The sequence below is a fragment of the Pseudonocardia parietis genome (genome assembly GCF_017876315.1).
GTDB classification, from domain to species: Bacteria; Actinomycetota; Actinomycetes; order Mycobacteriales; family Pseudonocardiaceae; genus Pseudonocardia; species Pseudonocardia parietis.
This window is the reverse complement of sequence record NZ_JAGINU010000003.1, coordinates 105,561-112,202: the sequence shown is the minus strand read 5'-3', so window position 1 is coordinate 112,202 and position 6,642 is coordinate 105,561. Positions and strand designations below refer to the sequence as shown.

Genomic DNA, 6,642 nt, shown 5'->3' with positions numbered 1-6,642 from the left:
TGAACAGGTCTGCGTGCACGGTGTTGACGTTGCTCAGGCCGCGATGGGCGATCTGCTCCAGCATCGGCTTCGACCCGTCGAGGGCCGTCACCGTGCTCGCACGGCTGGCCAGCTGCGCTGTCCAGTAGCCTGTCCCGCAAGCCATGTCGAGCACGTGACCATCGAGTGGTAGCTCCGACAGGAGCTTGCTGATCTCCCCTTCGACGGGGCGCATGTAGCGAGTGATCCACCGCTGCCAATCCGGCTCTTCCGGAAATGGAGTGCAGGTGAGGGCGTGACGGACCGCGAGGTTGGGGTCGTGTCGCTGCGGTGAGGCGGGCCCCGAGAAGTTGATGATGACGGTTCCTACGCCAACATCAGCAACGATCCCGGGGACCCGATGTCGCAGCCTACGTGCCCGCCTGCCCAGATCGTGGCCGACACGATCATCCGTACCGTTGAGCTCGGGGTGCGGATCACCGATGCCGCCCTGCGCGGCGAGGTCACGGTGTTGTGGTGCGACCTGCTCACCGACGGGCCCGGCACGTGCCCCGGGTGCGGGCTGGTCGGGATCTACCGCGACAGCGTCGAGCGCCGCGTCAGCGATGTTCCGGTGGTCGGACATCCGTTGCAGCTGCGCGTGCGGGTGCCGCGCTACCGCTGTGTCCACGGCGGCTGCGCCCGCGAGATTTTCGCCCACGACAGCAGCCGGTTGGCCCGCCGCGGTGCGTCGACCACTCGGCGGTGCGCGGAGTATGTGTTGCGGCGCTTGGCGATCGACAAGGTCACCGTCGCCGCGGTCGCCCGCGAACTCGGCCGCAGTTGGGACACCGTGAACAACGTCGCGGTCACCGCGACCGAGCAGCTCTTGCTGTCCGCCGGCCCCGCCCGACTCGACGGAGTCCGGGTGGTCGGAGTCGACGAACACAAGTGGGCGCACGTGTTCGGCGCCGACGGGGACGGGTTCGTCACCGTGATCACCGACCTCACCGCGGTCGTCGCGGGGCAGGGTCGTGCGCGACTGCTCGACCTGGTCCCGGGCCGCTCGGCGGCGGCGATGAGGACCTGGCTCGAGGCCCGAGACCAGGGATTCCGCGACGCAGTCCAGGTCGTGGCGATGGACGGGTTCGGCGGCTACAAGAACGCCGCCACCGACGCGGTCCCGGACGCGGTCACGGTGATGGACCCGTTCCACGTCGTCGCCCTGGCCGGGCACAAGCTCGACCTGTGTCGCCAACGCATCCAACAGGACACCCTCGGCCACCGCGGCCGCACCGGTGACCCGCTCTACCGGGCACGCCGCACCCTGCGGACCCGCCTCGCACTGCTCACCGACAAACAGAGATCTCGGCTCGAGACGGTGTTCGCCGCCGACGAGCACGTCGCGGTCGAGGTCACCTGGTGGGCCTACCAGCAGATCATCGCCGCCTACGCCGCCGCTGACCGCCGCCGCGGCAAGGCCGCACTCACCGCGGTCATCGACCGGATCCGCAGCGGGCTACCGGCCGGGCTCGACGAGCTTGCCACCCTCGGACGGACGCTGCACCGGCGCCGAGACGACGTCCTGGCCTACTTCGAGCACCGAGCCTCCAACGGCCCGACCGAGGCCATCAACGGCCGGCTCGAAGCACTCCGTCGCAACGCCCTGGGCTTCCGCAACCTGATCAACTACCGCATCCGGTCGCTACTGCACTGCGGAGCCCTCGCACTCTAGATCCGGAAGAGCCGCCAATCCGCTGCCCGCCCGTCGTAATACTCTTGCTGCCGCAATAAAAGATCGGTGGTGTCCAATACGTCTCCCATCGTGCTGAGTGGATCGGAGAACAGGCCCCAGTGATCGACCGGCTGACGCGGTCGGCGCCTCGAAGTTATAGACTGTCCACCTAGAATTTGCCCTCAGTCAACCTAGTCGCCCGTTTCGGGCAACGACCGCAGTAGTCGATCTTTCTTCTCTCTTATTGCTTCGCTCGAATGGACCTTGCGCCCGCGGGCTGGAGATCGTTTCCGGCTACAGAGAGTGCGAACACCAATGATCAGCAGATCGGCCACGCACCTCACCCTTGCGGGATTGCCCACAATTCAATTGCGCACGTCCGAACGCGACATGCGCAGGAAAGCTGCGCAACTGGCCTGAGACGTCTGCAGCCAGGCGCACGCCAAGATCGCGTTCCAGCCCATGCGCGATGCCCCTCGTCTGCGCGCTCCCGACTCCGTCCTTGAGTGCGCCCTGGCCGCCTGCTGCGGCATCGCCGTGGCCGGCCCCTGATCTGAGGCGTCGTGCTCGACGAGCACCGCCCGACAGCTTCTACCTCGCCGGTGCGCTGATCGGCGTCACCGTGGTTATGTACTTGAGGCCATCAGTCCCGGAAACGATCGTTACCGAGACTCATTCAGCGCCCGACCGGACACCCAGCTAAGATCCAGCCTGCAACTCGGTACCGAAATCAACATCTCGGAACTGGCCCGATCAGGGTTAAGGGGACTCGTGTCGTGACGCGCTACGGGTACGCGCGGGTCTCCACCCGCGAGCAGAACACCGACCACCAGACCGACGCCCTGGTCGCCGCCGGCGTCCCGCCCGAGAACCTGTTCGTCGAAAAGGTCTCCGGCAAGCTCGCCTCCCGACCGAAACTCGACACCCTGCTCGGCCTCCTGGTCCCCGGCGACGAGGTGGTGGTCACCCGGCTCAAGCGCATCGGGCGCTCCCAGCAGCACCTGCTCGACCTCGTGCGCCGCTTCGGCGACGGACAGGTCGACTTCGTGGTGCTCGAACAGGGCATCGACACCTCCACCCCCGGGGGGCGGCTGGTGTTCCACTTCCTGGCCGCCCTGGCCGAGTACGACCGCGAGATGATCGTCGACGGCACCCTCGACGGCCTCGCCGCCGCGCGGGCCCGCGGCCGGGTCGGCGGACGGCCCGCGGCGCTCTCGGCACGTCAGCTCGACACCGCCCAGCAGATGTATGACACCGGCCAGCACACCGTCGACCAGATCGCCGACACCTTCCGGGTCGGGCGCAGCACCCTCTACCGGGCGCTGCACGCCCACGGCGACGGCCGCGACTGCGCCCTGATCATCTACCGCAATAGCCGCCCGAAAGTCGACCACACACAGCGGCGCTACGGCGAGACCGGCGCCGGCGAGAAGTTCCAGCTCGAGGCCGACCGCAAGTGGTTCCCCATCGCCCCGGCCCGCCGGACCCGGCTCCGCGCGATGGTCTACGTCGTCGACGGCGTCGTGGCCCGCGTCCGCGCCGTCACCGGCGAGCCCTCCGCGTGGAGCGACGACGACCGTGGCTACGCCGATGTCCCGGTCGGCCCGCCCCTGACCGACCTACAGATCGCCAGGCAGCTACCCACCCTGGGCATCGCCCTCGGCGACCCGCGCCCGCACCAGCGCGGCAAGATCCGCGAGTACCTGACGCTGTAGCCCATCAGCCCAAGGCGACGAGCCGAGGTCGCGACCTACTTCGCCCCTGGTGACACGTTCCTTAACGGCACCCCGTCTTGGGCGGGCTCCCGTCGCTGCGCCCTCGGATCACCGGCCCGGCGGTGATCCGCAAAGTCGACCGGTTGTCCTGCGTGAGGTTCGGGTCGGCCCGCTACTCGGTCCCCACCACCGCGATCGGCACCCGGGTCGAGGTCCGCACCCACGCCGACCGCCTCACCATCCTGTCCACCGCCACACCCGGCGGCAGGGTCGGCGCAGTTGCCGGGGCCGGGGTGGTGTTGGCCGAGCACCGCCTGGTCGGGCCGGGCGAGGCGTCGGTGATCGACGCCCACTACGGCGGGCCGCGCCCCACGACTCCGGTTCGGGCGGCCCGCCCGAAGACCGCTGACGAGAAGACGTTCTGCGCACTCGGGCCCGCCGCGCAGGCGTTCCTGACCGGTGCTGTCGCAGCCGGATCGGCCCGCCTGGGCACCGAGCTCGGCGAGCTCCTCGCACTCGGCCAGGCTCACGGCGAACAGGCTCTGCTCGACGCGCTGGCCCGAGCGACGGCGTTCCGTCGTTGGCGGGCCGAGGACGTCCGGTCCATCCTCGCCGCCGGCGCTGCCGCACCGAGACCCCAACCGGCCGGGCAGGCGTTGGTGGTCGAGCTGCCCGCGGTCCCGACCCGCTCGCTGACCGACTACGCCGTCTTCACCGACACCGCCACACCCGCCGGCGGTGTCGTCGAGGGTGATGCGTCATGACTGCGAGCAAGCCCCCGGCGCTCGACGCGGACCTCGAGGCCGGGCTCAAACGACTCAAGCTCGCCGCGATGCGCCGCCTCGCGCCGGAGCTGCTGCTCACCGCCCGCACCCAGCGCTGGCGTCCTGAGGAGCTGCTGCGGGTCCTGGTCGAGGCCGAGGTCGCCGCCCGGGACGCCTCCAACATCGCCAACCGGCGCAAGGCGGCCGGGTTCCCGGTCGCCAAGACCCTCGACGAGTTCGACCTGTCCGCCTCCTCGATCCCCCAGGCCACGTTCGACTACCTCGCCTCGCTGGAATGGATCCGCGCCCCGGAGAACCTCGCCCTGGTCGGCCCGGCCGGCACCGGGAAGTCGCATCTGCTCGTCGCGCTTGGCACGGCGGCGGTCGAGGCCGGGCACCGGGTCCGCTACTTCACCGCCGCCGACCTGGTCGAAGCGCTCTACCGCGGCCTGGCCGACAACTCCGTCGGCCGACTCATCGACCACACACTGCGCCATGACCTGATCATCATCGACGAGATCGGGTTCGCCCCACTCGACGACACCGCCGCCCAACTGCTGTTCCGGCTCGTCGCCGCCGCCTACGAACGCCGCAGCCTCGCCATCAGCTCCCACTGGCCCTTCGACCGATGGGGGCGGTTCATGCCCGAACACACCACCGCGGTCAGCCTGCTCGACCGGCTCCTGCACCACGCCCAGGTCGTCGTCACCAGCGGCGACTCCTACCGCATGCGCGAAGCCCGAAACGCGAAGAAGGGAGCCGCCATCAACACCAGCTGAACAACCCCGGACCGGGGACTTTCACCCGGCCACCAGCGGGGACCACAAACTGGCCATTGACAGTCGTCGGCCTGAACGGGCTTCCGGTAGGCCCGGTCGAGGACTTCCTGGCCCACGCGACGCTGGTGAGGCGGTTGTCGCCGAACACGATCGCCGGCTATGCCCATGACCTGCGGGACTATTTCGAGTGGCTCGATCAGCGAGGCTTGGAGTTCGCGAGGGTGAGCCTGGAGCAGCTGGCGCAGTTCTTCGACTGGCTCCGCCGCCCGCGTCAGGCGCGGCGAGAGGATGTGTTCGTGCTGCCGGGCGTCCCGGCGGCGTTGGCCCCGGCGACACTACAACGCAAACGTGCATCCATCGCGGCGTTCTACCGGTTCCACGCCCGCCGGGATCGGGGGGTCGCGCCGCTGTTGGGCGAGCAGATCGGCGGGCGTGGGCTTGGACCGCAGGTCCCGCTGCTGGCCCACCTTCATCGCGGTCGGCGCGGTGAGCAGGCGTACAGCCCGCTGCGGGTGCACGTGCCGCGCAAGCCCCCGAAGACGTTGACCGAACAGCAGGTCAACGCGCTTGTGGAGGCGTGTGACCGGGCGCGGGACCGGTTCCTGATCCAGCTGCTGGTGGAATCGGGGCTGCGCCTGGGCGAAGCACTCGGGCTACGGCACGCCGATCTTCACCTGCGCACCGGGGACGTCGAGGTTGTCCCGCGGGAGGACAACGTCAACCAGGCTCGGGTCAAGGGCCTCAAGCGGCGCCGGGTGCCAGTACCCACTTCGCTGTTCGACCTCTACGCCGACTACATGGAGCTGGAGTACGGGCCGCGAGACTGCGACTACGTATTCGTCAACCTGTTCGCACCCGTGGTGGGAGCACCGATGACGGCGGCGAACGTCTACCGGCTGGTCCGGCAGTTGCGCGTCCGAACCGGATTGGACTTCTTCACCCCGCACGTGGCCCGACACACCTACGCCACCGCCCTGCTGCGCCGCGGGGTCCAGGCGCATGTCGTCGCCGATCTGCTCGGGCATGCCGACGTCCAGACCACCACCGCGGCCTACTCCCACCTGAATGTCGAGGATCATCGAGCGCTCCTGGTCGCGGCAGGCGCGCTGGACACCAGTGCACCCGAGGCCACCAACACCGAGGGAGCCCCCGAGGGGTGGGCGAGACCGGGGAGGAACGAGTGAGCAAGACCATGCCCAGCGGGAACGCAGCCGGGGGCATCAGAGCCGGTGGGGCCGACGCGGGTCGTCCTGGTGCCAGGGTGCTGCTGGAGCGGCTACTGAGCGCGGTGCGCCCAGAGTTCCGCAACGACGTCTTCATCCCCGACCCAGACAGCGTGGTGTTCTTCACCGCCACCTGTGCGCTGCCGTCCTGCCCGGCCGCCGTCCGCCGGACCCGGATCGGCCTGTGCCAACGGCACCACGCATGGTGGAGAGAGGCGGGCCGACCGGATCTGGCGAGATGGCTCGAGCCTGCCGAGCAACGCCTGCGCGCCGAGGTGCCCGCGGTGCCGGCCTGCGCGGTAGCCGGCTGCAACCACGCGCACCGCCGCAACCGCTTATGCCCGCGGCACGCCGGCGCGTGGGAGCGTGCGGGTTGCCCTGACTGGGACGGCTGGTGCGCCAGCCAGCCTGCACCGTCCCCGTGAGCTTCCCCCGCTTCGCCGGAGTCTTTGAAGACTGGTCCCATGG

General features: G+C 69.6%; 6 protein-coding genes and 1 pseudogene. 6 read left to right on the top strand and 1 reads right to left on the bottom strand.

Going from position 1 to position 6,642, the window contains the following annotated elements:
- Positions 1-214: class I SAM-dependent methyltransferase (locus tag JOF36_RS36145; protein WP_210036747.1), on the bottom strand; the 214-nt coding region annotated here is incomplete at its 3' end.
- Positions 215-379: 165 nt separating this feature from the next.
- Here JOF36_RS36145 and JOF36_RS36140 point away from each other — a divergent pair.
- The 6 genes and pseudogenes from JOF36_RS36140 to JOF36_RS36115 all read left to right on the top strand — a co-directional run bounded on the left by JOF36_RS36140 (position 380) and on the right by JOF36_RS36115 (position 6,599).
- Positions 380-1,693, top strand: a complete 1,314-nt coding sequence (locus tag JOF36_RS36140) for an ISL3 family transposase (RefSeq protein WP_103380686.1) — start codon at positions 380-382, stop codon at positions 1,691-1,693.
- Positions 1,694-2,469: 776 nt separating this feature from the next.
- Positions 2,470-3,408 (top strand): recombinase family protein, encoded by a 939-nt coding sequence (locus tag JOF36_RS36135; protein ID WP_094928610.1) that lies wholly within the window; start codon positions 2,470-2,472, stop codon positions 3,406-3,408.
- A gap of 74 nt (positions 3,409-3,482) precedes the next feature.
- Positions 3,483-4,172: pseudogene (locus JOF36_RS36130) on the top strand (Mu transposase domain-containing protein); the annotation flags it as partial.
- Complete coding sequence (gene istB, locus JOF36_RS36125; RefSeq protein ID WP_210025094.1) at positions 4,169-4,951, top strand: IS21-like element helper ATPase IstB; 783 nt, start codon at positions 4,169-4,171, stop codon at positions 4,949-4,951. The pseudogene JOF36_RS36130 and the gene istB, both read left to right, overlap by 4 nt.
- Before the next feature lie 56 nt (positions 4,952-5,007).
- On the top strand, positions 5,008-6,135 hold the full coding sequence (locus JOF36_RS36120) for a tyrosine-type recombinase/integrase (RefSeq protein WP_210036745.1): 1,128 nt from the start codon (positions 5,008-5,010) through the stop codon (positions 6,133-6,135).
- Positions 6,132-6,599 carry a hypothetical protein gene (locus JOF36_RS36115; RefSeq protein ID WP_210036744.1) on the top strand — a complete coding sequence of 156 codons (468 nt, stop codon included), beginning with the start codon at positions 6,132-6,134 and terminating at the stop codon, positions 6,597-6,599. The genes JOF36_RS36120 and JOF36_RS36115 overlap by 4 nt, the downstream gene beginning before the upstream one ends.
- Positions 6,600-6,642 lie beyond the last annotated feature (43 nt).

Coding starts and splice junctions, on each gene's coding strand:
- JOF36_RS36140 (WP_103380686.1), top strand. CDS start 380: ATGTCGCAGCCTACGTGCCCGCCTGCCCAGATCGTGGCCGACACGATC.
- istB (WP_210025094.1), top strand. CDS start 4,169: ATGACTGCGAGCAAGCCCCCGGCGCTCGACGCGGACCTCGAGGCCGGG.